Source organism: Paraburkholderia kururiensis, assembly GCF_034424375.1.
Taxonomy (GTDB): Bacteria; Pseudomonadota; Gammaproteobacteria; order Burkholderiales; family Burkholderiaceae; genus Paraburkholderia; species Paraburkholderia kururiensis_A.
In genome coordinates, this window is sequence record NZ_CP139965.1 from 546,803 (window position 1) to 573,234 (window position 26,432).

Below are 26,432 nucleotides of genomic sequence, written 5' to 3' on the forward strand. Positions count from 1 at the left end.
CGAGATGAAGAGAGAGAGGGCTTGCGTGGCTTACGAAACGCAACGTAGCTGTCGTTTCGCTTCCTGCTGCCGCTTGCGTGAATTCAACAGATGCGCGGCAACTGCTCGCCGCTCAACATGTCGAGTTCGCGCGCGCCGCCGAGGGCGTTGAGGCGAACGGCCGGCCTGCCGTGCGCAGACACAACACGCCCTATCACCGTCGCGCGCGGATCGAAGCGACGCAGCCGCTCTACTGCGCCGCCGGCGTGGTCGGCAGGAACGAACGCGACGAAGCGTCCCTCGTTGGCCACGTAGAGCGGATCGAGCCCGAGCAGTTCGCATGCGCCGCGCACAGGGTCGAGCACCGGAATGGCGGCCTCGATGAGGTCCATCGCAACGTTCGCGGCTTCCGCAATTTCGATGAGTCCCGTTGCAAGACCACCACGCGTGAGATCGCGCAGGCAGTGCAGTTCAATACCCTCGTCGATGAGTGCCAGCACGGTGTCGGCCAGCGGCGCGCAATCGCTTGCGAGTTCCGTTTCGAAGCCTAGCCCTTCGCGCACCGCGAGAATCGCCATGCCGTGGCGGCCGATGTCGCCGCTCAGAATCACGGCGTCGCCTGCTCGAACGCGCTGCGGCACCACGGGCGCGGGCGCGCGCACCACACCGACGCCGGATGTGTTGACGTACAGCCCATCGCCCTTGCCGCGCTCCACCACCTTCGTGTCGCCGGTCACGATGCGCACGTTCGCGGCGAGCGCCGCTGCACGCATCGATTCGACCACGCGCTGCAGCGTGGCAAGCGCGAAGCCTTCTTCGATCACGAGACCCACGCTCAGATAACGCGGCTCGGCGCCGCACATGGCGAGGTCGTTCACGGTGCCGTTGACGGCAAGCGAGCCGATGTCTCCGCCGGGAAAGAACAGCGGGCGCACGACGTACGAATCCGTGGTGAATGCGAGCCGTTCGTTGCCGGCATCGAAGGTGGCACCGTCGTGCGTGAAGTCTTCGTTGCACGTTGCGAACGCGGGGCGAAACAGCCGCTCCACCAGTTCGTGTGTGAGGCGTCCCCCACCGCCGTGCGCGAGTTCCACCACGTCTTTGCAGCCGGTGGGCAGCGGGCACGATGCAGGAAAAAAGAACGATTCGCTCATAGCGTGCCTGTCGTTGTGCGGGCTTCCTGTTCGCCCGGCGCGTGGCGGCTCTCCGCGCGACGATAGCGGTAGTACGCGGCACACACGCCTTCGGACGACACCATCGTTGCGCCCAGCGGATGCTCCGGCGTGCACCGTGTACCGAATGCGGGGCAATCGCAGGGCTTGCGCCGGCCGCGCAGCAATTCGCCTGCAATGCATTCGTTCGCGTGTTCGGCGGGTACGTCGAGGTTCGCGAAGCGCGCGAGCGCGTCGTAACGCCGATAGCGCGGCGCAAGCCCAAGACCGCTCGCGGCAATCTCGCCCATGCCGCGCCAGCGCTGCGCCTGCACGCTGAAGACCTGGGCCACGGCGGTACGCGCCGCGGCGTTGCCCTCGCGTCGCACGGCGCGGCTGTAGGGGTTCTCCACTTTCGCTTCGCCTGCTTCGAGTTGGCGAATGCAGAGATAGAGCCCGTGCAGCAGATCGACGGGTTCGAAGCCCGTCACCACGATAGGAACGTGATGCCGCTGCGCGAGCGGCTCGTAGTCGGCATAGCCCATCACCGTGCACACGTGCCCGGCGGCGAGAAAACCGTTCACGCCGTTGCCCGGCTCCGCGAGTATCGCTTCGATGGCGGGCGGCACGAGTACGTGCGAAACGAGCAGACAGAAATTCGCCAGTTGCTCGCGTTCGGCCTGCAGCACGGCCATGGCCGTGGCAGGTGCCGTCGTCTCGAAGCCGATGGCGAAGAACACGACCAGACGTTCAGGATGACTACGCGCCAGCGCCACGGCATCGAGCGGCGAATAGACGACGCGCACGTCCGCGCCATGCGCCCTCGCCGCGAGCAGGCTGTCGCGTTCGCCCGGCACGCGCAGCATGTCGCCGAACGAGCAGAAGATCACCTCGGGCCGGCGCGCCAGCTCGATAGCGGTATCGATCATGCCTGCCGGCGTGACGCATACCGGGCAACCTGGACCGTGCAGCAGCGTGATGCCGGGCGGCAACATGCGGTCGATGCCGTGCCGCACGATGGAATGGGTCTGCCCGCCGCAGATTTCCATGATGGTCCAGTGGCGCGTGGCGATCTTCGCAATCGCATCCGCATAGCGATGCGCGGCGGCAGGATCGCGCCATTCGTCGACGTGCTTCATGTGTCGTGCTCCCCAGCGTCGAGGTCGGCAAGCGCCGCGAGTGTCTTGAGCGCCTCGGCCTCGTCGATCACGGCTATCGCGAAACCCGCGTGTACGAGCACGTAGTGGCCAGGCATCGCCTCAGGCACATAGGCCAGGTTCACCGCTTTCACAATGCCGCCGAAATCGACACGCCCCTGGCGCATGAGCGGGTCGTCGCCATCGATGGTGAGAATCTGGCCGGGAACGGCGAGGCACATCAGCGTTTCTCCTCGTGTTCTGCACACTGTGCGTGCGTGGCGGCGGTTGCGAACAACGCCTGGCCCACCGCGAGGCCGCCGTCGTTGGGCGGCACACGGCCATGCGTGAACGCTTCGAAACCGGCCTCGCGCAAACGCGCGAGCGCGCGCGAGGCGAGGCGTTCGTTCTGAAAGCAGCCGCCTGTGAGCAGCACATGCCGTGTAGCGGCACGCGCGGTCACTTGCACCACGACATCGGCGATGAGTTGCGCGAGCGCATCGTGGAAGGCCGCGGCGAGCGTAGCGGCATCGACGCCGGCCTCGCTCGCTTCGACGAGTGCGGCGAGCGTTGGCGTCCAGTCGGCTACGAGCATGCCGTCGTTCGCGTGGGTTCGCAGCACCGCGGGCGCAAGCGCGAAGTCCTGCGAAGACCGGCTGGCCGCCGCTTCCAGGGCGAGCGCCGCTTCGCCCTCGAAGCTGCTGTGTCGGCATACGCCGAGGATGGACGACACCGCATCGAACAGCCGGCCGGCACTCGACGTAAGCGGCGCGTGCACGCCGCGCGCAAGCATGGCGTTGAACACGCGGCGTGCTTCAGGTGCCGCGTCCGCAACGGGCGGCAAGACGTGCTTCGACCACATCGCCTCGCCGAACACGGCATGCAATGCGCCGAATGCGGCACGATCGGGTTCGCGCATCGCGGCGTCGCCGCCCGGCAATCGGAACGGCAGCACGTGCGCCACGCGACGATAAACGTAACCGCTGCGGTTACGCTCCACCGCGATAAACTCGCCGCCCCATACCGTGCCGTCGCCGCCGTAGCCGCTGCCGTCCCAGGCAACGCCGAGCACCGGCTCTGCCTCCAGGCCCCGATCCGCCATGCCGGCCAGCACGTGGGCGACGTGATGCGGTACGTGCCGCACTTCGCCCGCAAGCTTCGCCGCGAACTGCGTGCTGTAGTAGTCGGGATGCGTGTCGCACGCAACGGCCGGCGACGTCATCGGGAACAGCCGCTGCATGTCGTTCGTTCCTTGCGCGAAGGCCGTGCGTGCCGCGCTGCCGTCCAGGTCGCCGATATACGGACCCAGCACGATCTGCTGCCCCGCTGCTGCCGCGACCGCGCTCTTGCCGTGGCCGCCCAGCGCGAGCACCGCAGACGCGCCGCGTGAGTCAACGGCCTGCGTCGCGAGCACGAGCGGTGCGTAACCACGCGCGTGCCGAATGACGACGGGTTCGCCCGCCACGACGCGCACCACCGAATCGTCCACGCGATGCACGATGGGACGGTCGTGAATCAGAAACAAATCGGCCACACCGTGAAGCGTCTGAATGGCTTCGCGCTCGTCGCAGACGATGGGGTCGCCGCTACGATTGCCGCTCGTCGCGACGATGGGAAAACCGAGTTGCTTCATGAGCAGGTGATGCAGCGGCGTGTACGGCAGCATGATGCCGAGCCACGGAAGCGAAGGCGCCACGGAGGGCGCGAGCGCCGGTGCATCTTCGCGCGCACGCAGCAACACGATGGGCGCGGCGGCGGAACGCAGCAATGCCGCCTCCGTTGCGCCGACCTGTGCGAGCGCAGTCGCTGCGTCGAAGTCCGGCGTCATGATGGCGAACGGCTTCGACGGCCTGCGCTTGCGTTCGCGCAGCAAGCGCACGGCTGCATCGTTGCAGGCATCCGCGAGCAGCTGGAAGCCGCCCAGGCCCTTCATCGCCACGATGGCGCCTGCGCGCAGTGCGTCCGCGGCCTGGCCGAGCGCGTCGTCGTCCATGCATATTGGCCGGCCGTGCGCATCGAAGAGCGCAAGCCTCGGGCCGCAACGCCGGCACGCGTTGGTTTCGGCATGAAAACGCCGCGATGCAGGGTCGTCGTATTCGGCCTGACACGCCGCGCACATCGTGAAGCGCCGCATGGCCGTGCGTTCACGGTCGTACGGCGCACACTCGATCAGGCTGAAGCGCGGACCGCAATGCACGCACGTCGTGAACGGATAGCGATAGCGGCGGTTGGCCGGGTCGTCGATCTCGTCGAGGCATTCGGCACACGTGGCGAGATCGGGCAGCACCGCCGCGAACTGCGTGCGTTCGTGCGTGCTGGCCGCGATCGCGAATGCCTCGTCGCCGCAAGCCGCCATGCGTTCGATGCGGCGTTCGCGCACCTGCGCGGGGTGCCGCAATTCCGTATCGAAGCGGGCAACGAAGCGTTCCAGCGCGAGCGCATCGCCCTCCACTTCGATCACAGCACCGTCGCCCGTATTGCGCACGAATCCGCACAGACCTTCGCTCACGGCAAGCCGATGCACGAACGGACGAAAGCCTACGCCCTGCACAGCGCCGGTCGCAACGATGCGCAGACGCATCACGGCGTCGTGCCCAGGTGCGTACGCGAAGGTGCGCTGCGGTGCGTTCACGGCACTTCGCTCCGCTCGTCGGGCACCTCCAGCGCCACGCTTTGCAGCACCACGTGCAGCGCGTTCGGATGCGCGGCATCGTGCGAGGTCTCGATTTTCAGCGTCGCCTGTTCGGCCAGCGTGCCGCGCACCTCTTCGTCGAAGTGCTCGCGAAAATGCTCGGGCGAAAACTGGCTCAACGCGCCGAGCCACACATGCACTTCGCTCACGCGCTCGGCGTCGGCTTCGAGTGCAGCGGCTACCACGCGACGCACGAGGTCGCGCACGATTCCGGTTTCATGCATCGGATGGCTCCCTGGGCGGGCAGTTTGTGTCGCGTGAGTCGCAGCGCAGTCGCTCCACCTCGGCTATCACCTGGCTCGCGGCTTCGGGAACGGCTGCCGCCACCGCGGGCGTAACCGGTGCCCCCACGTCGAAGCACGCGCCTTCAATGGCGAACACGACGATGTCTTTCGGCGCCACGCCCAGCGCTTCGGCCAGCGCGATGGCGTCCGCGAGTCCGAACGCGTGGCTCGACGCGAACGGCATCTCGCGCGGCAGCGCCTGCGTGGCGAGATCGAGCCGACGGATGCGGCCGGGTTCGCCCAGCGGCGCGGCGGCGTCGATGCAGATCAGCGCGTCGATGCCGCCCATGTCGTCGCCCAGGTTCATCATGTCGCCGCCGCGCGTGAGCAGCGACACGTCAGCGGGCAAACGGCCCGCGAGTGCCGCCGCGACGAGTGCGCCCACACCGTCGTCGCCGCGATCGGGGTTGCCGATGCCGATCACGCGCACCGTGCGTGCGGGGGCGTGTGTTTGCGTCGCGTGGCTCATGACCGCTCCACGGATAGCTTGAGAAAGTGCGCCGAGCACGAAATGCAGGGGTCGTAGTTGCGGATGCTGCGTTCGCAGTGGTCGCGAATCACGTCGTCCGAAGCGTCGATCACGGATTGCGCCACGGCCGCGAGATCCGCTTCGATGCTCGGCTGGTTCTGCGACGTAGGCGGCACGATGCGCGCATCCAGAATGGTGCCCTCGGCGTCGAACGTATAGCGGTGCCAGCAGATGCCGCGCGGCGCCTCGGTGCAGCCGAAGCCCGTGCCCGAACGCGGCTCGGCCGGCACGGCGGAAAGCGGCGGTGGCTCGTACGCGGCGATCAGGCGCAATGCTTCTTCGCAGGCGTAGACCAGTTCGATGGCCCGCACCACGATGCTCTTGAACGGATTGCGGCATATCGATTCAAGCCCGGCGTCGGCGGCCAGCGCGCGCACCGCGGGCGGCAGGCGGTCGGAGTTCAGCGCGTAACGGGCAAGCGGCCCCACCAGATACGCGCCGCGCTCCTTCACGAACGCATGCAGCGCGGTGGAATGCGAGACATGGCGCTCTTCGAACGTCTGCTCGAACGCCTCGATGCCGATATCGATACCCTTGCTCGACACGATTCGCCCCTCGTTGAAGGGGTATTCGTCGGGGTGACGCAGCGCGACGAATTCGTAGTCGCACTCGTAGTCGGGGAAGTCGAAGGTCGCGACCCAGCGCGCGAGATCGACGGCGCTGTCGCGCGCGCGTTGCAAGCTCTCCGCCACGGGCGCCAGTTCGGCCTTGCGAGGTACGCGATGAAAGCCGCCCACCTTGACGTTGACCGGATGAATCTCACGGCCGCCCAGCACGCGCATCAACTCGTTGCCGGCCTTCTTCAACGCGAGCCCCTTGCGCACCACGTCGCCGTGCTCGCGCGCCATCGCAATGGCATCGGGAAAGCCGAGAAAATCCGGCGCGTGCAGCATGACCACGTGCAACGCGTGGCTCTCGATCCATTCGCCGCAGTAGAGCAGCCGGCGCAACGCGCGCAATTGGCCTTCCACGCGCACGCCGAACGCATGCTCGATGGCATGTACGGCGCTCATCTGATACGCCACCGGGCAAATGCCGCAAATGCGCGCGACGATGTCCGGCGTCTCGGCATAACCGCGCCCGCGCAGCATCGCCTCGAAAAAACGCGGCGGCTCGAAGATGTTGAGCCGCGCCTCGCTCACCTTGCCGTCGCGGATGCGCAGATCGAGCGCGCCTTCGCCTTCCACGCGAGCCAGGTAGTCCACGCGGATCGTCTTAGTCGCCATGACGTTCGCTCTCCTCGCGGAACGGTTCGGCCGCTGCGTTGAAGGTGCGCAGCGCACGCTCGATGTCGCGCGGTCTTGCGCCCAGCGCCCGCCATTCGCGCGAAAGCGCCGGCATGTTGGGCGTTTCCATCGGACCGTAGCAGCCATAACAGCCGCGCCGATACGACGGGCAAATCGCCCCGCAGCCTGCATGGGTGACGGGCCCGAGACACGGCGTACCCTGCACCATCACGCAGACGTTGCCGCGCTGCTTGCATTCGATGCACACGCTATGCGCCGCGATGGCAGGCTTGCGCCCCGCCAGATACGCGGTAATCACTTCGAGCAGTTGCATCTTGTTGATGGGACAGCCGTGCAGCTCGTAATCCACGCGCACGTGCGACGAGATGGGCGTGGATGTGGCCAGCGTGCTGATGTAACGGGGCCGCGCGTAGACGGCGGCAATGAAGGCATCGACGTCCGCGAAGTTACGCAGTGCCTGAATGCCGCCCGCCGTGGCGCACGCGCCAATCGTGACCAGGTATTTCGATTGCTTGCGCACGTCGTGAATGCGCTGCGCGTCGTGTTCGGTGGTAATGGACCCTTCCACGAGCGAGAGGTCGTAGGGTCCGCGCATGACGGCGCTGGACGCCTCGCTGAAGTTCGCGATTTCCACGGCGTCGGCGAGTGCGAGCAGTTCGTCTTCGCAATCGAGCAGCGAGAGTTGGCAGCCGTCGCACGAGGAGAACTTCCACACGGCAAGGCGCGGGCGTTTGTTCGTTGCACTGCGCGGCTGGCTTGCGGCGGCGTTCATCTCATACCTCCCGCACGGCGAGATAGCGCGCGATCGTGTCGTAGCGCATCACGGGGCCGTCCTTGCAGACGAACGTGGGGCCGAACTGGCAATGGCCGCACAGGCCTACCGCGCATTTCATGTTGCGCTCCATCGAAAGATAGATGCGCGTGTCGGGCACGCCGCGGTCGCGAAGCGCATTCGCGGTGAAGCGCATCATCACCTCGGGGCCGCATACGAGCGCGGTGGTGTCGCGCGGATCAAACGCGGCCCGCGCGATGAGCGACGGCATCACGCCGACGTGGCCGAACCAGTGCGCGTCCGCGTGATCGACGATCACTTCCACGCTGATGTCGAAGCGCTGCCGCCACCGCTCCAGCTCGCGGCGATACAGCATGCCTTCGGGATTGCGGCAGCCGAAGAGAATCGCGACACGCCCATAGCGCCCGCGATTCGCCAGGATGTCGTAGATGGCGGGGCGCAGCGGCGCGAGGCCCAGGCCGCCTGCGGCGATCACCACGTCCGTGCCCGCCGCGGTCTGCATCGGCCAGCCCGCACCGAACGGCCCGCGCACACCGAGCGTGGCGCCGGCCGCGAGGTGCGCGAGCGCATGGCTCACGGCACCCACGTCGCGAATGGTGTGCACGAACGTACCTTCTGCGGCGGAGTCGCCGCTCATGCTGATGGCCGCTTCACCCACGCCGAATGCGTAGAGCATGTTGAACTGGCCCGGCGCGAAGGCGGGCCGCCCGCCCGCGAGCGGCTCGAGTTCGAGCGTCACGACGTCCGGCAGCTCTTTGCGCCGCGCGGCCACGCGGTACTCCTGCGGCACGAACGGATCGAATGCGTCGCACGGATCGCACGAAGCGCGCGCGAGCGTGGCCGAAGTCACGCGAACGTCATCGTTTTCCATAGACGTCGAGAATCTGCAGGCGGGTGGCGTGAAGCCGTTTCGTGAGAATCGGCAGGAAGCGCTTCATCATTTCGTAGCCGAGGTCGTGATCGGCCTCGCACTTGCCGCGCAGACAGGCGGCGTTGATGCCCACCGCGCGCGTGAGCGTCATGGCGCGGGCGTCGAACATCCAGCGGTACGGCGGCACGAGCCACGATGCGCCGATGATCTCGCCCTCGCCCAGCGTCTCGAACACCACGGGCGCCTGCCCCGGCGCCGATATTTCGAGCGCCGCGCGGCCGTGGCGAATCAGATAGAACTCGTCGGCGGAGTCGCCTTCGTGAAAGAGGTAATCGCCCGTGTCGAAGCGGCAGTTGCGCGCGCAGCCCGCCACGAGTTGCAAATGCTCGCGTGCGAAGCCGGCGAAGAACGCATGCTCGCCGAGAATCTGCTCAAGGCCTTCCATTGCCGTCTCCGTTGCCGTCTCCATTCGCGGCGCCTGCTGGGGTCGTGGCGCCGGGTGTGGCCCGGATCGCAGCCACTTCCTCCGTGATGTCGATACCCACCGGGCACCACGTAATACAGCGCCCGCAGCCGACGCAGCCCGAAGTACCGAACTGGTCGATCCACCCCGCCAGCTTGTGCGTGAGCCATTGACGGTAACGCGCCTCGCCGGACTGCCGCACACTGCCGCCATGCAGCCACGAAAAATCCAGCGTGAAGCACGAGTCCCATTTGCGTACGCGTTCGGCTGTGGTGCCCGCGAGGTCGGTGTGGTCTTCGACCGTCGTGCAGAAGCAGGTGGGGCACACCATCGTGCAGTTGCCGCAACTGAGGCACCGGTCGCCCACTTCGGCCCAGCGCGGATGACGCAGGTTGTCTTGCAGAAGCGTCTTGAGGTTGTCCGTCTGCATGGTGCGGCCCATCTGCTGCGCCGTGCGCGCCACCACGGCATGGGCTGCGTCGATGTCGGCTGGCGTTGCCTCGCCGTGCGCAAGCTGCGCGAGCAGGTCGGCGCCCGCGGCGCTGCCGGCCTCTACGACGAAGCGGCCGCTCGTGCCGTCGGCTGCGGCAGGCAACTCGGTGAGCGCGAGGTCGAAACCTTCGGTCGCCTTCGGTCCGGTTTGCATCGATGCGCAAAAGCACGTGCCGCCCGCCTGCGAACAGTTCACCGCCACGATGAAGGCATCGCGCCGCCGCAACGCATAGCCGCGGTCCACCCATGCACCGGCGAGGAAGACGCGGTCCTGTATCGCGATGGCGTTCAGCTCGCAAGCGCGCACGCCGATGAAGGCGAATTTCTGCGGCACGCGATCGGCGGCCTCGTTGGACTCATTGGCCTCGTTGGACGCGCTGCACTCGGCAAACGCGAGGCCCTCGCCGTCTTTACGCACGGTGAAGAGCCGCTCCACAGGCGGATGCAAAAACTGCTTCCACGAATGCGGGCCAACCGCGAAACCGAAGAGCGCCTGGTCGGTGCGGCGCTGCAGTTCGTAGCGCCCCGGTGCCTGGTAGTCGGTCCAGCCTGCGGGCAGGTCGTCGACGCTCGCGATGTCGTCGTAGACGATGGCGTCGTCGCGCACCGTGGGGCCGATGACGCGGTACGCGCGCGCGGCAAGCGCCTGGATGAGCGCGGTCAGGCCCTTCGCGTCGAGCATGGCGGGCGGACTGTGTGCGAACGATGACGAGGTCATGCTCAAGCACCTGTGAACGGGTAGACGTGCGCCTTCGAAAGACTGTGCCCCCATGGGGGGCAAGGACGGCGCCGCCCGGTTCTGCTCAGTTCAGCTCATTTGAGCTCATTTGAGCTCAGTTGAGTATAGGCGGCGCACCTGCGTCCTGCTGACCAACATGATGCTTCGCGCCGCTGCCGCGTTCGTGCGCGGGCAGCGGCCTCTCACGCCGCCGTGGCGTGCTCCAGTTCTTCGTGCTCGACCTGCGCGTCTTCGCGCCGCGGCTCGCGCGAGCCTTCGAGCAGCGCGTCGATCTCCTCGCCCGTGAGCGTTTCGCGCGCCAGCAGCGCCTGGGCGATGCGCTCCAGCACGGCGCGCTCGGCCACCAGAATGCGCCGCGCTTCGGATTCGGCCTCGCCCGTGATGCGCCGCACCTCGCTGTCGATGGTCGCCGCCATGGCCGCCGACATCGCAACCGGCATGCCCTGCGGATCGACGCCGCTCTCGCAGCAGACCACGCCCACGGTCTCGCTGAAGCCGAACTCCGTCACCATGCGGCGCGCAAGCCGCGTGGCCTGGCGGATGTCGTCGCTTGCGCCGGTCGTGACTTCCTCGCGGCCATACACGAGTTCTTCGGCCACGCGCCCGCCGAACATCATCGCGAGGCGCCCCTCCAGCTGGCGCTTCGAAAACGAATGCTGGTCGCGCTCGGGCAGCGAAAGCGTCACGCCGAAGGCACGCCCGCGCGGCACGATGGTGACCTTGTGCAACGGGTCCTGATGAGGCGAGCGCAGCGCCACGAGCGCATGCCCGGCCTCGTGATACGCGGTCATTTCGCGTTCGCGCGCCGTCACGGCAAGCGAGCGGCGTTCGGGACCCAGCAGCACCTTGTCGCGCGCTTCGTCGAAATCGGCCATGGAAACGCGCGCGTGGCCGCGCCGCACCGCGATGAGCGCGGCTTCGTTCACGAGGTTCGCGAGGTCCGCTCCGGCGAAGCCCGGCGTGCCGCGCGCGATGACGGCCGAGTCGACGTCCGCCGCCACGGGCACCGGCCGCATATGCACTTCGAGAATCTTCTGGCGGCCCGCCGTGTCCGGCGCGGGCACCATCACCTGGCGGTCGAAGCGGCCCGGGCGCAGCAGCGCTGAATCGAGCACGTCGGGCCGGTTCGTAGCCGCGAGCACGATCACGCTTTCGCTGCCGGAAAAGCCGTCCATTTCCACGAGCAGCTGGTTCACCGTCTGCTCGCGCTCGTCGTTGCCGCCCGCGCCGCTGCTGCGGTGGCGGCCTACGGCGTCGATCTCGTCGATGAAGACGATGCACGGCGCGTGCTGGCGCGCCTCGCGAAAGAGGTCGCGCACGCGCGCGGCGCCCACGCCCACGAACATCTCGACGAATTCGGCGCCGGAGATGGAAAAGAACGGCACGCCCGCTTCGCCCGCCACGGCGCGCGCAAGCAGCGTCTTGCCGGTCCCCGGCGGCCCGACGAGCAGCACGCCCTTCGGCACGCGACCGCCCAGGCGCAGGAACGCGGAGGGCTCGCGCAGATAGCGCACGATCTCGTCCAGCTCGCCCGCGGCTTCTTCTATGCCGGCGACGTCGGCGAACGTGGTGCGATGCGCGTCCGGCGAAATGAGCCTCGCGCGCGATCGGCCGAAGCTCGCGGCCTTGTTGCTGCCGCTGCCCTGCGTGCCTTGCCGCGACGTGAAGAGAATCGCACCGACCATCAGCACGCCGATGAGCAGCGACTGGAAGAGCGGGCTGTCGAGAAACCCGGCGCCGTTGTTCGGCGCGGCTTCGATGCGCACCTGATGGCTCAGCAGGCGGTCGATCAACGCGGCATCGGCCGGCGCAACGGTGCGAAACGTGCCGCCGTTGCCGAGCTTGCCGGTCAGCGTCGACCCTTCGATCCGCACGCTGCGAACGCCGCCCTTCTCCACGAGCGCGACGAATTCGGAGTACGCGAGCGTGCGGACCTTCGCGGAATCGCCGGTGGCGCCTACGGCGGGGTCGTCCGCGCCGTTCTGGTAGGCCGTCGTCAGATCGGCGAGACCGGCCGTGCTGGCGCCGCTCACGGGAATGGGCTGCGCAAGGACGGGCGCCGCGTACGCCCATGCCGCGAACGCCGCCGCGGCGAGTCCTGCCCGTAAAGTGTGTTTGCGCATGGCTACCGCCTCCTCGTGAAGCGCGCGATGCGGGTGTCCGGGCGGCAACGCGCCGTGCCTATCGCGCCGCGCCCATCGTTTCGCATCTGAACAGACTCAAGACTCGCGCGAGCGTGTTCCGGCCCCGTTGATGTGGATCAAGCGGTGGATCAAGCGGACCTGGCGTGCTGTCGGCACCGCGCAACGTGGCGGCCCGCCGCCCTTTGCCTCACAATCACGGGCGTGCCGCGGCGGCCGGCTTTCATCGGGCTGTCGGCGTGCGGCATGGCTGTCCGGCTTTTCTGTGCCTTCCCGTTCTCGTCGCGCTGTACAACATGTCCCTCGATTTCGTGCGTTTCCCGCTGTCCCGTCCCATCGCTCGGCGTTCGGCCGCGCGCTTGCCGGCCGCCGCTGTTGCGTTCTGGCTCGCGCTCACGCTGGCCGGTTGCGCCACGCCGCCCGCCCGGCCGGCGGATGAAGCCGCGCCCGCGCATGACGTGGTCGGCCTCTTCCCGATGGACGCGTACGACCAGAACGTGGACCATTGGATCGACCCGCGCGATGCGGCATACGACCGGCCCTTCCTCTCGGCAAACGAACAGCGCGAGCATGAAGCGGCGCTTTACGCGCGCTATTTCGGCACGGGGACAGGCTCGAGTAGCGGCACCGCCAACGCCGATGCACCCTCGCCCTGGAACCCCGCGTATATCGACCACACCGTGTACCGCGACGGCGGCGAAGCCATTGCGTCATTGCAGCGCCGGCGCCTGAGCTGGTTCGACAACCGCGAGCAAACGGGCCGCCATATCGGCTACGGGCAGAACTTCCGTCCGCATACGGGCGCGTGGATCGACGCCATCGCGAAGAACATGAACGTGGCGCAGTTCGAGGGCACGCCGCACTACGCCGGCTCGCAACGGGCCATTGCCACGGGCAATCTGCTCGTGCGCGAACTGCCCACCATGGACCCGTCGTTCTACGACTGGCACATCGCGGGTGAAGGCTATCCCTTCGACAATTTGCAGATTTCGGCGGTGCGCCCCGGCACGCCGCTCTATGTGCTCGGCAGCAGCGCGGACGGCGCGTGGCGTTACGTGCAGACACCGGACCTGCAAGGCTGGGTGCAAAGCGACCACGTAGGCATGGTGGACGACGCGTTCGTGCTGGCGTGGCGCGCCGCTGCGAGCAAGATGTGGGGTGCGGTGATCGCGGCATCCGCGCCCGTGAGCGACACGCAGGGCACGTTCCGCTTCAATGCGCCTGCGGGCAGCCTGCTGCCGTTGCAGGCCGCGTCTGCGGGTTCAGCTTCGGCCAACACGTGGAACGTGCTCGTGCCCGCACGCGACGTCGACGGCCGCGCCGTGATTCGCACGGCCACGCTCGACGCATCGCAGATCGCGCCCATGCCGCTCGCCGCGACGCCGCGCCATCTCGCCATGCTGCTCAAGAATCTGATCGGCCGCCCGTACGGTTGGGGCAACGCGGGTTTCTACAACGACTGTTCTTCTGAACTCCAAAGCATCTTCGCCGCATTCGGCGTGTGGCTGCCGCGCCATTCGTCCACGCAGATGAGCGCGGGACGCATGACCGACCTTTCCGATGCCTCGCCCACGGAACGCCTCGATTACCTCGCGCATCACGGCGTGCCCATGCGCACGCTCATCTACATCGGCGGCCACGTGATGCTGTACCTCGGCAACACCACGCGCGATGGCAAGCTGGTGCCCGTGGTGTATCAGGACGTATGGGGCCTGCGTCCCGCCGACAATAGCCGGCGCGCGGTGATCGGCGGCTCCGTGATTCTGCCGCTGCTCGCGCACATTCCCGAAGACCCGTCGCTCGAATCGCTCGCGGGCACGTCTACGTTTCAGATCTCGATCATCGGCGGGCCTGACGAAGGCGGGCCATCGCAAGGCGACGAGGACAATCCCGCAAGCTGAGTCTTCGTCGAAGACCAGCGATGCCGGGCGCCTCGCAAGCGCCCTTTAACCGGCTCGCCCGCCGATCGCCGCGCTGCCGTCAGGCGCACGCAGCTACGCCGTGCGGCACGTCCGCCCCCACTTACCAGCGCTTACCTTTCCTCCCCGCGCAATGCCAGGCGCAATGCCTGCGCTGGCCCGCGTATGTCCCCTAAGCGCGATGCGTGATACCGGCCAGCGCCACACAGACTCCCTGCCTGACTCTCTTCACTGCATGCGCGGTCATGCAACCGCGCCCGCTTCGAACCACGCCACGTTATTAATCGATTAACGATGCGTAACGCAACGGCAACCGATCACAACAACAACTTCACTATGCTGCGCCTCATTCGACGGTAAACACCGCCGACGACCTGTCCCCGTCCAGGAACGACTGCCATGTACCACCTGATGACAATGGAGCCCGTGAACGAAGCCGGCACGGTTGCGGTGCGCTTCACGATAGAAGGCCGGTCTTCCGTATTGGGCGCCGCCGATGTGGACACGCTCATCGAAAAGCTCGTCGCCTTACGGGCCGGCATGTCGCCCGCTCATTCCATGACGCCCGTGCCCTCGCACAACTATCCGCTCGAAGTGGACCCGAGCTGGCATGTAGACCGCACGCCGCTTTTCGACGGCCCCGTGCTCATGTTGCGCCACGCCGGTATGGGCTGGACTGCGTATGCACTGCCCGCTCGCAGCGTTTGCCAGCTGGTCGACGCGCTCGAAATGCAGCCCGCTCCAGCCGCATTCGCCGCCCATCCCGTGATGAATTAGCGCCGTTGTGTGCCGGCGCCGCAGGTCGTCGTTCAGACGTGACCACGAGCACGTAGAACGATCCGCTGTATCGCTTCCGGCTGCTTCTGTGTGCTGCCGCCCGCTACCGACGCCCGGCGGACGGCTCGTGATGTGCTCTGTTGCGTCGCTGGAGCCGACCATGGTGCGAAGTGTCATTCCCGGTGTACTGACCGTGTGGCTGCTCAACACGAAAGACGCACCGCCTGGTGACGCGTGCAACCGCGAGACCGAAGCCCGCTGGCACGCCGCAACCTTTCACATGCGCCATTCGATTCCAGCTGAACGCTATGCGCCGCGCCCGCACTGCGTTCCTCCCGCCTCTCAGGCGTATTCGTTCGTGCGGCAAACGGTCGGGTATCACCCGAACCTTCTGCCGCCTCCTTACCGGTCAACATGAAGTCCAGATTCTTTTCCAGGTTCATGACGCCACGCGTCGACATCGTGATTGCCGGCGCCATCGGCGCCATCGCGGCGCCCGCCGCGCATGCCACCACACCCTTCGTCGTTCAGGACATCCGCCTTGAAGGGCTGCAGCGCGCCGAGCCCGGCACCGTGTTTTCCTATCTGCCCATCAAACAGGGCGATACGTTCACGGACGACAAGGCGTCCGAAGCCATTCGCGCGCTGTACGACACCGGTTTTTTCAACGACGTGAAGATCGCCACCGAAGGCAATGTCGTGATCGTGCGCGTGGTGGAACGCGCCGCCATCGGCACAATCGACTTTTCCGGACTGCACGAGTTCGACAAGGACAACCTCACCAAGGCGCTGCGCAAAGTGGGGCTTTCGCAGGGCCGCAACTACGACCGCGCGCTGGTGGACCACGCCGAGCAGGAACTGAAACGCCAGTACCTCACGCGCGGCTTCTATGCCGCGGAGGTCACCACCACGGTCACGCCTATCGACCGCAATCGCGTCGCCATTCTCTTTGCCGTGATCGAAGGACCGAGCGCGAAGATTCGCCAGGTCAACTTCATCGGCAACAAGGTGTTCGACGACGACGTGCTGCGCGACCAGATGCAGGAGTCCACGCCGAACTGGTTTTCCTGGTACACGAAAGACGATCTCTATTCGAAAGACAAGCTCACGGGCGACCTCGAAAACGTGCGCTCGTATTACCTGAACCGCGGCTATCTGGAGTTCAACATCGAGTCCACGCAAGTCTCGCTCTCGCCCGACAAGAAGGACATGTTCCTCACCGTCACCGTGCACGAGGGCGAACCGTACACGGTGTCGGACGTCACGCTGGCGGGCGATCTGCTGGGCCGCGAGGCCGAGCTCCGCAAGCTCGTCGCCATGAAGCCGGGCGAGCGCTTCTCCTCGGAAAAACTGCAGGCCGCGACGAAGGCGCTGGTCGACAAGCTGGGCGAATACGGCTACGCGTTCGCCACCGTCAACGCAGTGCCGCAGATCGATCAGGAACACCACAAGGTTGCGCTCACGCTTCAGGTGGACCCGGGACGCCGCGTGTACGTGAGGCGCGTGAATATCGAAGGCAATACGCGCACACGCGACGAAGTGATTCGTCGCGAAATGCGGCAGTTCGAAAGCTCGTGGTTCGACTCGTCGCGCCTGACGCTGTCGAAGGACCGACTCAATCGCCTCGGCTACTTCACCGACGTCGATGTGACGACCGTGCCCGTGGAAGGATCGCGCGATCAGGTGGACGTAGACGTGAAGGTCACAGAAAAGCCCACGGGCACCATTTCGCTGGGCCTCGGTTACGGCTCGGGCGAAGGGCCGATCATCTCCGCAGGCGTGACGCAGGACAACGTGTTCGGCTCCGGCAACACGCTCTCCGTGAACGTCAACACCGCCACTTCGTACCGAACGCTGACCGTCACGCAGGTGGACCCGTACTTCACCGTGGACGGCATCAAGCGCATCACGGACGTCTATTACCGCACGACAGAACCGCTCTACTACTCGAGCAGTTCGAGCTTCCGGATTATCGCGGCCGGCGCGGATCTCAAATTCGGCATTCCGTTCTCGGAGTCGGACATGATCTACTTCGGCCTCGGCTTCGAGCAGGACCGGCTCGATACGGACTCGGCCACGCCGCAAACCTATATCGATTACGTGAAGGACTTCGGCCGCGTTTCCAACAACATCCCGCTCACAGTCGGCTGGTCGCGCGATGCGCGCGACAGCGCGCTCGTGCCCAGCCGCGGCTACTACGCCCAGGCCAACGCCGAGTACGGCACGCCCGCCGGCACCACGCCGTACTACAAGGCCGACGTGCAGGCCCAGTATTACTACTCGTTCGCGCGCGGCTTCGTGCTGGGTTTCAACTTCCAGGGCGGCTACGGCAATGGCCTGAACGGCAAGGCATACCCCATCTTCAAGAACTACTACGCGGGCGGCATCGGGTCGGTGCGCGGCTACGAGACCAGTTCGCTCGGCCCGCGCGACACGAGCACGGGCGACCCGATCGGCGGCTCGAAGATGATCGTGGGCAACATCGAAGTCACGTTCCCGCTGCCGGGCACGGGCTACGACCGCACGCTGCGCGTGTTCACGTTCCTCGACGGCGGCAACGTGTGGGGCTCCGAAGGCAGCAGCACGGGGGCGAACGGGCTGCGCTACAGCTACGGCATAGGCCTCGAATGGATCTCGCCCATCGGCCCGCTGAAGCTCGATTTCGGTCTGCCCGTGGTGCGGCATGCAGGCGACCAGTACCAGAAATTCCAGTTCCAGATCGGCACGTCGTTCTGACGCGTCCGGCCTCATTCATCTGCTACTGCCTCGCTCATTGATTTGCGATCCGTATCGTTACGCCACCGCAGGTTGCGCGTCAGAGTAGGAATGCTTCGGCTTCCTCTCGATCTGCTGCTCGCCGCGCCCGCATGCATCGCGTGCCTGCCGGGCCTCGCGTATGCGCAACTCGCCGCGCAAGCCGCTCTGCCCTATCGCCTGGACGGCGCATGGGGCTTGCAGCTCGCGCCCGAACTCGCGGATCATCCGCTCGCACCCAGTGAAAAGGCTTCGACATTCACCGACAGCAGCAGCGCAACAGGCACCAGCAACACGGACCTCGCACTCAAAGGCAACGCGCAATTACGGAGCGGTACGTCCGTGGTCAAGGCCGATGCGCTCCACTACGACGTGGACACCGATATGGCCGACGCCTACGGCCACGTGCAGCTCACGCAGGACGGCAATATTTTCAGCGGGCCGGACGCCCATCTTCGGGTGAGCGAGACGGCGGGCACGATGAGCACGCCCGCCTACCATTTCACGCTGACGAACGGCTCGGGCCGCGCTTCGCGCATCGACCTCATCGACGCAGAGCGCGAGACGGCCTACGACGCGACATACACCACGTGCGATTGCGTCGAAAGTCCCGCGTGGCATCTGCGCGCTTCGCGCCTCGATCTGGACCAGGGCGAGAACGAGGGCGTGGCGTACAACGGCGTGCTGTTTTTCGGCAGCGCGCCGCTTTTCGCGTTTCCGTGGCTCACGTTTCCGCTCAACGGCGAACGCGCCACAGGGCTCTTGCCGCCCACGCTCTCGCTCAGTTCGACGAGCGGCTACGACTTCCAGTTGCCCGTCTATTTCAATCTGGCGCCCAATTACGACCTGACGCTCACGCCGCGCGTCATGACCAAACGCGGCGCCATGCTGACAGCCGACTATCGCTATCTGACAGCGAATTCGTCCGGCGCTCTCTCCATTGCGTACCTGCCCCACGATTCGATCACGAAGACGAACCGCTATTCGATTTCGTTCGAGCATCGGCAAACGCTGGGCGACGGACTTGCGGCGTATGTGAACTACAACCGCGTGTCCGATGCCGCGGTGCCGACGGACCTTGGTCAAAACGCCTTTGTGCTGGGTTCGCAGACGGTGTTTCAGCAGGAAGCCGGCGTCACGTACAACCACGGCCCGTGGTCCGTGCTCGCACGCGTGCAGGACTGGCAGTCGTTCACGACGTCGCCACCGTACAATCGCGAGCCCGAAATAGACGCGAAATACACGCGCTACAACGTTGCGGGATTCGACTTCGGCGCAGAGGTGAACGCCACGCGCTTTTCGATTCCCGTCGGACATTCCACGCAGGGCGAGCGCTTCACGTTCGACCCCTACGCGAGTTACGCCATCGTGCATCCGGGCTGGTACGTCATGCCCAAAGTGCAATGGCACTTCGCGTCGTACGATCTCAGCAGCATCGGCAGCAATGCCCCTGCGGGCCAGCCGAAGACGTTCAGCTTCAACGTTCCCACACTGAGCTTCGATTCAGGCGCAACGTTCGAGCGCAACATCCGCCTCTTCGGCGTCGACATGATCCAGACGCTCGAGCCGCGTCTCTACTACGTCTACACGCCTTACCGGAACCAGACGTTCGCGCCCATCTTCGACACGGCGCCGCTCGACTTCGGGCTGGCGGAGATTTTCACCAGCAACCGCTTCGTGGGCGGCGACCGCGTGTCCGACATGAACCGCGTGACGGCAGGCATCACGACGCGCTTTCTCGATGCCGCGACCGGCGCGGAACGCGCACGCTTCGTGCTCGCCCAGGAATACTATTTCCGTTCCACGCAAGTCACGATGTCAGGTGACATTCCGCCTTCGACAGGTCCCTCGAACGTCATCGCAGGCGCATCGTTCAACATAGGCCAAAACATCAGCGTCCAACAGGCCGTCGCATACGACCAGTCGAACAACGCGTTCGCGCAGGCTACGTCGGGGTTGAGCTGGAAGCCGGAAGACGGCAAGGTGTTCAACGCCGCCTATCTCTATGCGAAAGCGAACGCGACGCTCGGTGACGCGGCGGTGAACCAGATTCTTCTCTCGAGCCAATGGCCGCTCTCGCGCCGGATGTCGGCGGTAGGCATGATCGATTACGACATGGGCGTTCACCGCACCGTGGCCGGCCTGCTCGGCATGCAATACCAGGCCGACTGCTGGGCCGTGAGCCTCGCCTTCGAGAAGTACACCAACACGAGCAGCACGAACACGCCGACGAGCGGCACACGGCTGCTGATGCAGCTGCAACTGAACGGCGTGAGCCGCATCGACAACGGACTGCTTCAGCAGTTTCGCGCGAGCGTCGCCGGCTATAGCGCGCCGGGCGTGCCCGCTTCCGCGTCGCGGTTTACGGACTACCCGTGACGAGACGGGCGACAACGTTGCTCATCCGCCCTGTCGCGTGCGCGACACACGCGCTCACCGCATGAAGAGCCTCAGCACGACGCCGAACAGGCCGAATCCGACCACGAGCGAAGCGACAAGACCGAGCAGAACCAGCACGAGCACGACGGCGGTCCTGATGGAGCCCGCCTGCCTGCGCGGGGCAAAGCGCGATTTTCGGTGCGCGGCGGCGCGGGCGGTCACGATGTCAGGCATCACAGGCCCCTGAAGGGATTGAACGGGCGAACTCCCGATGGGAGCACAGGTTATACCCGCAACCACCGCAACGTTTACCCTGGTGCGCCGTTTAAGTTTCATTTAAGTGGGCACCCGTACAGTCGGTTCGCGTTGCGCACCCGCCTTGCACGGCGATCCGGCGCGCAGTGCCTCTCTCCCCTGGAGACCAGAGCAGCAACGGCCGTTCGGCCCCCGTGTCCGCCAGGACCAGGGCCGATGTTAGGGACCCGGAATTTCGGGTCCTTTTTTTTTTGACCTTTTCGTGGATTTCGGTGGGGCCGGCCCACGCGCGGGCCGGGCTCCCTGCCATCAGAGCTTGGAGGCGTTTGACGGCTGTGCGGCTGTCGGTGTTGCAGCGGCCACGGGCTGGTTGCGCGTCCAGTTGATGAAGCCATTGAGCATCGGATGGAACAGCGGATCGTCGAGTCCCGCCATGTTGAAAGCCGTCATGTCGATCAGCAGGACCGTTTTCCCCGTGCTGGCGTCGATCGCTTTCAGCGTGCCCTCGAAGTTGTAGCCGCCCTTGAACACCGCATTCGGTTCGACAATCAGGAAGGGACCGATTTCTTTGCTGAGGTTGTTCAGGCCGACGAGGTCCGACACACTCGGAACCTTGCTGCCCAGGTTGTGCTCGATAACGATGGCCTGCAAGTCGTCCTTCGTCACGATCTTCTTGAAGGTGTGCATGTCTTTGAGCGCGGCCATGAAGAAATCGACGAAGCGCGGGTTCGGCGTTTCGGCGTTGATTTTCAGATAGACCATCTGGGTGTAAGCCGGATCGAATTTTTCTTCGACGCGCACGTCGGCCGGTTTCAGCTCAGTATGCGTTGCATAAAGTCCGGACGTGGGGTCCGGCTTTTCGACATGCAGCGTCGTGTTGCAACCTGCCAGCAGACCGACGAACAGCAGCGCCAATGCGATACGAATCATAAATCCCCCGATTTGGTTTGTAATCGCCGTTATATCGGCATGGCCCGCGAAACCTTGAGTTCCTCGAACGTCGTTAATGGGGCTGTTCCTGTTCGCGGCGGGCCATGCCGATGGCACGGGTCAGTGGCGCCGCCGACAGGCGCTCCTGTCCATCTGCATGCACCTTCGCCGCGACGCTGCGATACTTGCCATCGCAGAGCGCACGCATCACGCCTTTGCTTCATCTCCCCACACGACACCGACACACCACGTACATCATGAAGACATCGCGCCGTCAATTTTTGGGTCACGTCATGGTCGTTAGCGCCGGCGTGGCGCCCGCGCTGCTTCTCAGCCGCAACGCGCTCGCCGCCGACGAGAAGGTAAGTGAAAGCGATCCGACAGCGAAATCGCTGGGCTATGTAGAAGACGCCGCACGCGCGGACAAGGCGCGCTTTCCCATCTATGCGGCCGGACAAAGCTGCGGCACGTGCTCGCTGTTCCAGGGCAAAAGCGGCGATGCGTGGGGCAGCTGCGTGCTGTTCGGCACGAAGCTCGTGGCCTCAGGCGGATGGTGCAGCTCGTATACGAATTCCTAGCGGACGCCACGCGCGCCGGTTTTCTCGTGCGCAGGGGAACGGAATTCATTGGATCGAGCGTCCCGTAAAGGCAAAGAGTGGCCAACGAATTCGGTCACGCTATAGATGGCGCGGAACCGAATAAATTGGATCCGCCGGATTTAAGACCGAAATTGTTGGATTGGCCGGAGTGTTAGAGCGGCCTGCGTCGCGCCTATGCGAAAGGGTGCGTGGGGCAGAGAGCGGTCTTTGGGCCCTCGCATACTTCGAACAGTGAAGTGTCTGCTCCTCGTCAATGAGCCGTCGATTACTGCTCGACGCCACACGTAGCACCATCGGTAAAAGTCGCCTTTCGAGCCACGGGATCGAACGGCAAATGCACTGCTTGCCGGACGCCAATCACCCGCAAGGCTTGATTGTCTGAGACCGTCTACAATCCCCCTGGTTGTGGCGCCGCTCACGAGTTCGAGTTCGATGGCGCTGCATCAGTCGGGCCGACGCTACCTCAATGACCCGAGTTCGATGCAAATCGTACCTCTGGTAGCGGATCTGCTTTTGAACCAACAACCAGCTCTTTCAAATCCTCGTTGTCTGTGAATCGTTGCGTTAGCGCCTGCGCCAACTTCACACACTCCGCCCTGATAGTTGATGCGGTGACAGCTTCCTCACTGTTTGGTTCGATGTTGTTGTAGTCTGCTGCCCTGAAGACTTCCGGCACTATCTCGGATAGCGTTACGCACTGGTCATCGGACAAGCGGTTTCCAGAAAGAAGTTCTCTTGCGAGCCAGAGGAGTTGGTGTAGTGCAATCGTGCGTCCGGACTCGATGATGCCAATCGCTATTGAGATGAGTTTGCTGAACTCGGTCGAGGAAGTGGAGTCTGGCAGGTCCATCCATTTGCGCAGAGCAAATGTTGCGTAGATAACCCGAATTGGATCCCGGCCCCGCAATGACGACGCAATCATCTTCTCGACCGTCTTGGCTGATCGCGCATCCGCACTTGCGAAGTAGACGAACGCCGGGAGTGTCGTTCTGGCCCCATCCACTTCTGAATAGAAGGCCTCAAGTTGCCGCAACCGGGAAGCTGTCTTCGCCTCCGCTGCAAGCGCCGGCGTAATAGCATATGAGAGTGCACGGCCGATACTCTCCGCGAGTTGCCGTCTGGCGGCCGCGGCAAGGTCCGATAGGCCACCTTGCTCAGGGGCCGGTCTCCAGGTAGTGAGGCGTTCAAATAGAGACAGGGCCTGATCCACAGTCGGAAGCAGATGAGTTGTCTCATCTCCTGCTGCGCTGGCCATGCCTTCATGGATCGAGACGGCCCGGTTTATCTCTGGTGAAGGGAACCTGCGCAGCTCCGTTTGCGTATTCTCAAGAATCTCAAGGCTATAGTCGTACAGACTTGAGCGAACAAGCGCTTCAGCCCGACTCGCGTCTCTCGTCGGTAGGATTAGCAGCGTGTGCGGGAGCAAGCCGGTCTCCGGCAACGCGGCGTACACAGGCGCTTCACCCCAGACGGCGTTTGCCAACTTTTCTTGCTCGACCGACGTGAGGAAATCAGCTTCGCAGGCAAGCGGCAGCAGACGGAGCAATGGAGCGCACTTTGAAGCGCCTACACCTGTTCGCACGGCGTCTATCAACTGCGCGATACGTTCATCGACGATGGAAGAAGCCCCTCGCGCGCCAGGATGTTTGACGACGGGATTTGGCCAGTTTAGGGTGTCGCCACCTGCGATCTCCTGCGGCAGAGGGAATTTCAAAGCGACTAGAAGTACGTCCGACTGGTTAGATTTCGGAATACTTTCGAGCGAGTTAGTCAGAAGAGAGTCGAGAGCGTCCAAAAGCCACATGTGTCGCATTTCCGGCTGCTGCCCCATCGAGGTAGCAAGCACGAACAGGTCTTTTGCCTGCGCGGGAGGCACCCGGACAGCCAACCTCGCGAGAACCTCCATGAGAACCCGAAGCTTAGACAGACTGGCGCCGCCTTTGGTGGCCTTACTCCGCTCCAGCTGCCAGTACTTCACGGCCGACAAAATCCTGGGAACCAGAGCATCCACGACACGCGGGCCAAGGCACGCAACATTGATGCGCCCAAACACATCCTTGACCGCTGGCGAGGTGTCGCTGCTAGCGGCACGGATCGCCAGCGTTAGGTCCAATAGTTCATCGCTTGTCCCACCATTGAGCACAAGGCTTGTCGCTTTGTCTGCCAGCAGGCCGATGCCAATACCACGGCTGTCCATGCGCAACGGAATTCCGCAGATTCTGCTCAAACCATCAAGAAGTAGGAAGTCCGATACGTCATTGACGTTCGGCGATTCGTTTGAACGGTCGCGATAGCGACCTTGCCCGAACTGCGGTTCAATCGGATTCCGACGTTTGAGATACTCTTTCTGGCGGTTATCGATGCCAGCACGAAGTGCATCTAACCACGACCAAGGGTCGCATTTCCATCTCCGGTAGGTGCTTTCAACGAACGAGGGCAACTCTTCGGATCCCTCGCTTAAACTGCCGCGTTGCACCGCTTCCAGAAGCCAGTGTGCCCAAAGCAGTCGCGACATAATCGGAATAGACTGTCGGTCGCGACGATGGTTTTCGCGCAGATTTCCGTAGGCCAGTGCGAGCAGTTCAGTTGCCTCGTCCGCCCGGCCGAGTTCCATAAGCAAGGCCGCCTTTCTTAGCTTCCAGATGACGTCTTCTCCGGAAATGCTATCCACTAGCCCGGCCAAACCGTCATAATCAAGCCGGTCTCGTGCTGCGAGCGCCCGGTGGTAAGCCACCTCCGCAGCACTATCTGGCAGATAAAAGGCGTGCTTTTCGATAATGACGATAAGAGCCTCGACGTGCTCGTCGACAATTCGTTGTTGATCATCATCTGCGGGTTGAAGCCAGCGAGCGTTGTTGAGCAGTGCAAGAGCGATCTCAGACTGCTGGCGCTCGCTGAGGGCGCATGGTTGATCTAATTGCGCCACTTCGAAAAGAGCATCTGAAAGCCAGGGGCTGATTTGCTCGAATGTGGTAGCGCACCGCCAGGCAATCTCATATAGCAATCGTGCTCGGTCGTCGGAGACGAGAGCCGCTAGGTTTTTCGGATTAGGGAATGGACTATTCACCTGGTTCGCCAACCGCCAGCGCAGCGAAGGGGGACATACCACCCAGCCCGGATACGACTTGCGATCTTGCCGTAATGTTTCCAGTTGGCTGGCGAGCAGACTCGCGCCATATTCCGCGTCATGATAAATGCGGCTATGGTCAGCGGGATATGCCGAGTTGTTGAGCAAGCTTGTGGGCTGCCAATCGTGTGGCTTTATCCGCAACTCTTCCTCGTTCCTCATTTCCTGCAGAAACAGAGTGATGGCCTCCTGATGGCGGAGATCTGGATCGCTGATGTGGGCGACAGCTGGGAACAGATCAACCGGCGCAACATTGGTCGACTCAAGTTGCTTACGACGCGCTGCGGAGAGGTTCAGGGCACCGACCAGATAGACTTTTCGCGCATGGTTCGCCAGATGGTCACGGACCCAACCTGCCCATTGAAGGAAGTTCGGATCGTCACCTGAGAAGCCTAGCAGGCAGAGCTCGTTCTCGATAAACACCTGCCGTGCGAAGTTGACGAATGGCGCGAAACGCTCCGGGTATGTGCGATAGTCCTCCTGCGCCGCGATGAAGTTGTCCGTGACGCCAATGGTGCCATGGAGCTTTACAATGCGCGGAGACTGAGCCCAGGCGAGATCCGACGTCTTGGTGACAGTGGTGTAATAGGGGCTGTGAATCTCCTGTGCCGCTCGTTCAAGCAAAGTGTCCCAGTTGGTGGTCAGGACTTCCGACCACGGGAGCGTCAGGATTGACCGATACAGAGGCCCGACCCGCCAGGCCTCGTCGTCAATTTCAAAGCGGATCTTGTCGTTGAGCGCCCCTTGCCCAAAGTACGCACGGTACTCCTCCGCGACGCGTAGTGGATCGGCGAAGCTCAACGTTGCCTCATTGACATACAGGTCGCGCGCCAGACCTCTGGTGAACTCAGTCCAGAGAGGAACCCTTTTTTCGCCGCCGACATGAAGCGCTGCACTTCGGCTGAAGCCGGCACCAATCATAATGGCGGCGCCATGGTGATGTGCGTCCAGACGGTGCAACGCCGAAGCAAGCTTCTTGATGGCAGGGTAATCGGGGAGATCCGTGATTTTCGTTTTTGTGTTCATGAGAGAAGGCGGCTAGGCGATACAGGTAATCCATACTTTAACCTCTCTCAGACGCGTATTGGCTTACGACTACATTTGTCATGTTGTAGCGGATGGCTGTTGGATAGGCAACGCAGACCACCAAGTCTCTCGTGTGCCTGTCCTCTGAG

General features: G+C 64.3%; 21 protein-coding genes. 5 read left to right on the top strand and 16 right to left on the bottom strand.

Annotation, left to right across the window (positions count from 1 at the left end):
* Window positions 1-83 precede the first annotated feature (83 nt).
* The 12 genes from hypE to ftsH all read right to left on the bottom strand — a co-directional run bounded on the left by hypE (window position 84) and on the right by ftsH (window position 12,499).
* Window positions 84-1,133 carry a hydrogenase expression/formation protein HypE gene (gene hypE / locus U0042_RS02520; protein WP_114809716.1) on the bottom strand — a complete coding sequence of 350 codons (1,050 nt, stop codon included), beginning with the start codon at window positions 1,131-1,133 and terminating at the stop codon, window positions 84-86.
* The gene (gene hypD / locus U0042_RS02525; RefSeq protein ID WP_114809717.1) at window positions 1,130-2,269 is read right to left on the bottom strand and encodes a hydrogenase formation protein HypD; all 1,140 of its coding nucleotides are present in this window, start codon (window positions 2,267-2,269) and stop codon (window positions 1,130-1,132) included. The genes hypE and hypD overlap by 4 nt, the downstream gene beginning before the upstream one ends.
* Window positions 2,266-2,508: a HypC/HybG/HupF family hydrogenase formation chaperone gene (locus tag U0042_RS02530; RefSeq protein WP_114809718.1), complete on the bottom strand. Its 243-nt coding sequence runs from the start codon at window positions 2,506-2,508 to the stop codon at window positions 2,266-2,268. Before U0042_RS02530 ends, hypD begins: the two co-directional genes overlap by 4 nt.
* Window positions 2,508-4,898, bottom strand: a complete 2,391-nt coding sequence (gene hypF / locus U0042_RS02535; protein WP_198665235.1) for a carbamoyltransferase HypF — start codon at window positions 4,896-4,898, stop codon at window positions 2,508-2,510. The genes U0042_RS02530 and hypF overlap by 1 nt, the downstream gene beginning before the upstream one ends.
* Window positions 4,895-5,182: a hydrogenase/urease maturation nickel metallochaperone HypA gene (locus U0042_RS02540; protein WP_114809719.1), complete on the bottom strand. Its 288-nt coding sequence runs from the start codon at window positions 5,180-5,182 to the stop codon at window positions 4,895-4,897. Before U0042_RS02540 ends, hypF begins: the two co-directional genes overlap by 4 nt.
* Window positions 5,175-5,711, bottom strand: a complete 537-nt coding sequence (locus tag U0042_RS02545) for a hydrogenase maturation protease (protein ID WP_114809720.1) — start codon at window positions 5,709-5,711, stop codon at window positions 5,175-5,177. Before U0042_RS02545 ends, U0042_RS02540 begins: the two co-directional genes overlap by 8 nt.
* On the bottom strand, window positions 5,708-6,997 hold the full coding sequence (locus tag U0042_RS02550) for a Ni/Fe hydrogenase subunit alpha (protein ID WP_114809721.1): 1,290 nt from the start codon (window positions 6,995-6,997) through the stop codon (window positions 5,708-5,710). Before U0042_RS02550 ends, U0042_RS02545 begins: the two co-directional genes overlap by 4 nt.
* Window positions 6,987-7,790, bottom strand: coding sequence for an oxidoreductase (locus tag U0042_RS02555; RefSeq protein WP_114809722.1), 804 nt, complete (start codon window positions 7,788-7,790; stop codon window positions 6,987-6,989). Before U0042_RS02555 ends, U0042_RS02550 begins: the two co-directional genes overlap by 11 nt.
* A gap of 1 nt (window position 7,791) precedes the next feature.
* Window positions 7,792-8,682 carry an FAD/NAD(P)-binding protein gene (locus tag U0042_RS02560; RefSeq protein ID WP_198665236.1) on the bottom strand — a complete coding sequence of 297 codons (891 nt, stop codon included), beginning with the start codon at window positions 8,680-8,682 and terminating at the stop codon, window positions 7,792-7,794.
* A complete protein-coding gene (locus U0042_RS02565) occupies window positions 8,669-9,127 on the bottom strand; it encodes a cyclic nucleotide-binding domain-containing protein (protein WP_114809723.1) in 459 nt (152 codons plus the stop codon). Before U0042_RS02565 ends, U0042_RS02560 begins: the two co-directional genes overlap by 14 nt.
* Window positions 9,114-10,355 carry a 4Fe-4S dicluster domain-containing protein gene (locus tag U0042_RS02570; protein ID WP_114809724.1) on the bottom strand — a complete coding sequence of 414 codons (1,242 nt, stop codon included), beginning with the start codon at window positions 10,353-10,355 and terminating at the stop codon, window positions 9,114-9,116. The genes U0042_RS02565 and U0042_RS02570 overlap by 14 nt, the downstream gene beginning before the upstream one ends.
* A gap of 203 nt (window positions 10,356-10,558) precedes the next feature.
* Window positions 10,559-12,499, bottom strand: a complete 1,941-nt coding sequence (gene ftsH / locus U0042_RS02575) for an ATP-dependent zinc metalloprotease FtsH (RefSeq protein WP_114809725.1) — start codon at window positions 12,497-12,499, stop codon at window positions 10,559-10,561.
* Between the two features lie 314 nt (window positions 12,500-12,813).
* Here ftsH and U0042_RS02580 point away from each other — a divergent pair, with 314 nt between their 5' ends.
* The 4 genes from U0042_RS02580 (at window position 12,814) to U0042_RS02595 (ending at window position 20,346) form a co-directional block, all read left to right on the top strand.
* Complete coding sequence (locus U0042_RS02580; protein ID WP_114810058.1) at window positions 12,814-14,418, top strand: SH3 domain-containing C40 family peptidase; 1,605 nt, start codon at window positions 12,814-12,816, stop codon at window positions 14,416-14,418.
* A 417-nt stretch (window positions 14,419-14,835) separates the two neighbouring features.
* Window positions 14,836-15,213 (top strand): hypothetical protein, encoded by a 378-nt coding sequence (locus U0042_RS02585; RefSeq protein WP_114809726.1) that lies wholly within the window; start codon window positions 14,836-14,838, stop codon window positions 15,211-15,213.
* A gap of 441 nt (window positions 15,214-15,654) precedes the next feature.
* Entirely contained in the window at window positions 15,655-17,949 is a 2,295-nt protein-coding gene (gene bamA, locus U0042_RS02590; protein ID WP_232833262.1) for an outer membrane protein assembly factor BamA, read from the top strand.
* Window positions 17,950-18,039: 90 nt separating this feature from the next.
* Complete coding sequence (locus U0042_RS02595) at window positions 18,040-20,346, top strand: LPS-assembly protein LptD (RefSeq protein WP_232833263.1); 2,307 nt, start codon at window positions 18,040-18,042, stop codon at window positions 20,344-20,346.
* A gap of 54 nt (window positions 20,347-20,400) precedes the next feature.
* On the opposite strand, the gene U0042_RS02600 is transcribed toward U0042_RS02595, so the two are convergent.
* The 3 genes from U0042_RS02600 to U0042_RS02610 form a co-directional block, all read right to left on the bottom strand.
* A complete protein-coding gene (locus tag U0042_RS02600) occupies window positions 20,401-20,580 on the bottom strand; it encodes a hypothetical protein (RefSeq protein WP_114809727.1) in 180 nt (59 codons plus the stop codon).
* Window positions 20,581-20,910: 330 nt separating this feature from the next.
* A complete protein-coding gene (locus U0042_RS02605; RefSeq protein WP_232833264.1) occupies window positions 20,911-21,516 on the bottom strand; it encodes a hypothetical protein in 606 nt (201 codons plus the stop codon).
* An 88-nt stretch (window positions 21,517-21,604) separates the two neighbouring features.
* Window positions 21,605-21,742, bottom strand: coding sequence for a hypothetical protein (locus U0042_RS02610; protein ID WP_198665254.1), 138 nt, complete (start codon window positions 21,740-21,742; stop codon window positions 21,605-21,607).
* 46 nt (window positions 21,743-21,788) lie between these two features.
* Between U0042_RS02610 and U0042_RS02615 the strand changes: the two genes are divergently transcribed.
* A complete protein-coding gene (locus U0042_RS02615) occupies window positions 21,789-22,109 on the top strand; it encodes a high-potential iron-sulfur protein (RefSeq protein WP_114809729.1) in 321 nt (106 codons plus the stop codon).
* 484 nt (window positions 22,110-22,593) lie between these two features.
* Here U0042_RS02615 and U0042_RS02620 read toward each other — a convergent pair whose 3' ends face one another.
* The gene (locus tag U0042_RS02620) at window positions 22,594-26,283 is read right to left on the bottom strand and encodes an SIR2 family NAD-dependent protein deacylase (RefSeq protein WP_114809730.1); all 3,690 of its coding nucleotides are present in this window, start codon (window positions 26,281-26,283) and stop codon (window positions 22,594-22,596) included.
* Window positions 26,284-26,432: the final 149 nt, after the last annotated feature.

What these genes read in the sequence shown, in the direction of transcription:
- hypE (WP_114809716.1), bottom strand. Translation starts at nt 1,133, where the DNA reads ATGAGCGAATCGTTCTTTTTTCCTGCATCGTGCCCGCTGCCCACCGGC.
- hypD (WP_114809717.1), bottom strand. Translation starts at nt 2,269, where the DNA reads ATGAAGCACGTCGACGAATGGCGCGATCCTGCCGCCGCGCATCGCTAT.
- U0042_RS02530 (WP_114809718.1), bottom strand. Translation starts at nt 2,508, where the DNA reads ATGTGCCTCGCCGTTCCCGGCCAGATTCTCACCATCGATGGCGACGAC.
- U0042_RS02540 (WP_114809719.1), bottom strand. Translation starts at nt 5,182, where the DNA reads ATGCATGAAACCGGAATCGTGCGCGACCTCGTGCGTCGCGTGGTAGCC.
- U0042_RS02545 (WP_114809720.1), bottom strand. Translation starts at nt 5,711, where the DNA reads ATGAGCCACGCGACGCAAACACACGCCCCCGCACGCACGGTGCGCGTG.
- U0042_RS02550 (WP_114809721.1), bottom strand. Translation starts at nt 6,997, where the DNA reads ATGGCGACTAAGACGATCCGCGTGGACTACCTGGCTCGCGTGGAAGGC.
- U0042_RS02555 (WP_114809722.1), bottom strand. Translation starts at nt 7,790, where the DNA reads ATGAACGCCGCCGCAAGCCAGCCGCGCAGTGCAACGAACAAACGCCCG.
- U0042_RS02560 (WP_198665236.1), bottom strand. Translation starts at nt 8,682, where the DNA reads ATGGAAAACGATGACGTTCGCGTGACTTCGGCCACGCTCGCGCGCGCT.
- U0042_RS02565 (WP_114809723.1), bottom strand. Translation starts at nt 9,127, where the DNA reads ATGGAAGGCCTTGAGCAGATTCTCGGCGAGCATGCGTTCTTCGCCGGC.
- U0042_RS02570 (WP_114809724.1), bottom strand. Translation starts at nt 10,355, where the DNA reads ATGACCTCGTCATCGTTCGCACACAGTCCGCCCGCCATGCTCGACGCG.
- ftsH (WP_114809725.1), bottom strand. Translation starts at nt 12,499, where the DNA reads ATGCGCAAACACACTTTACGGGCAGGACTCGCCGCGGCGGCGTTCGCG.
- U0042_RS02580 (WP_114810058.1), top strand. Translation starts at nt 12,814, where the DNA reads ATGTCCCTCGATTTCGTGCGTTTCCCGCTGTCCCGTCCCATCGCTCGG.
- U0042_RS02585 (WP_114809726.1), top strand. Translation starts at nt 14,836, where the DNA reads ATGTACCACCTGATGACAATGGAGCCCGTGAACGAAGCCGGCACGGTT.
- bamA (WP_232833262.1), top strand. Translation starts at nt 15,655, where the DNA reads ATGACGCCACGCGTCGACATCGTGATTGCCGGCGCCATCGGCGCCATC.
- U0042_RS02595 (WP_232833263.1), top strand. Translation starts at nt 18,040, where the DNA reads ATGCTTCGGCTTCCTCTCGATCTGCTGCTCGCCGCGCCCGCATGCATC.
- U0042_RS02600 (WP_114809727.1), bottom strand. Translation starts at nt 20,580, where the DNA reads ATGCCTGACATCGTGACCGCCCGCGCCGCCGCGCACCGAAAATCGCGC.
- U0042_RS02615 (WP_114809729.1), top strand. Translation starts at nt 21,789, where the DNA reads ATGAAGACATCGCGCCGTCAATTTTTGGGTCACGTCATGGTCGTTAGC.
- U0042_RS02620 (WP_114809730.1), bottom strand. Translation starts at nt 26,283, where the DNA reads ATGAACACAAAAACGAAAATCACGGATCTCCCCGATTACCCTGCCATC.